The 612-nt window shown below is 55.2% G+C and carries 2 protein-coding genes; both read right to left on the bottom strand.

Annotated elements, in window-relative coordinates; translation table 11 throughout:
- Positions 1-210, bottom strand: a 210-nt coding sequence (locus B7R93_RS07505; protein ID WP_341476617.1) for an IS3 family transposase, incomplete at its 3' end; no start/stop codon positions are given.
- A 23-nt stretch (positions 211-233) separates the two neighbouring features.
- On the bottom strand, positions 234-509 hold the full coding sequence (locus tag B7R93_RS07500; RefSeq protein ID WP_103020185.1) for a transposase: 276 nt from the start codon (positions 507-509) through the stop codon (positions 234-236).
- Between the last annotated feature and the right edge of the window lie 103 nt (positions 510-612).

Genomic DNA, 612 nt, shown 5'->3' with positions numbered 1-612 from the left:
TTGGCCGGTCCGCTCCTCAAGCTCCGGCAAGATCCGTCGGTAGCCGTAGGCGGGATGCTCCTGAATGATCTCGCGAACGCAGTTCATCAGTTTCTGCTCTTCTTCGGATGGTTCCTCTAGGCGGTTCTTCCGGTAGTAGTAGGTGCTCTTTGGCAGGCCGATTGCCTCAAGACACCTGTTGAGTCCGTGCTCCTCTCTATGCTGATCCACCAGACGGACTTTTTCGGTGGTGGTCAGCTCTCGCCCAAAAAATTCTTCAGCAGGGCGATTTCGACTTCCTTCTGGCCGACCATTCGCTCTAGGTTGGCGATTTTGTCCTTCTTTTCCTTCAGCTCGTCGGAGCCGCCGAAGGCCTTGGAGCCGTTCTCCTTGAGTTTCTTTTTCCAGTTCGAAAGGGTAACAGGGTGGATGTCGTAGGCCCTGGCAACCTCTGCGTCGGTTCCATCCGACTGGAGCGCTTCGAGTACGACTTGGAGTTTGAACTCGGAACTGTAGGTGCGTTGTCCCATGGCGCATCTGGTTGGATTGGTTCTTGGTTGCAGGAAAACTAAGCCTCCTGCGTCCCAACGTCAGTTAGTCGACCCACCAGTCCAACTTTTCGGGCGCACCTCA

The sequence above is a fragment of the Salinibacter altiplanensis genome (assembly GCF_002894645.1).
GTDB classification, from domain to species: domain Bacteria; phylum Bacteroidota; class Rhodothermia; order Rhodothermales; family Salinibacteraceae; genus Salinibacter; species Salinibacter altiplanensis.
Note: the sequence above shows the minus strand (reverse complement) of the source record. Positions and strands in the feature narration are given on the sequence as shown.

Excerpts from the sequence above, each read along its gene's own strand:
- B7R93_RS07500 (WP_103020185.1), bottom strand. The coding sequence starts at position 509 with ATGGGACAACGCACCTACAGTTCCGAGTTCAAACTCCAAGTCGTACTC.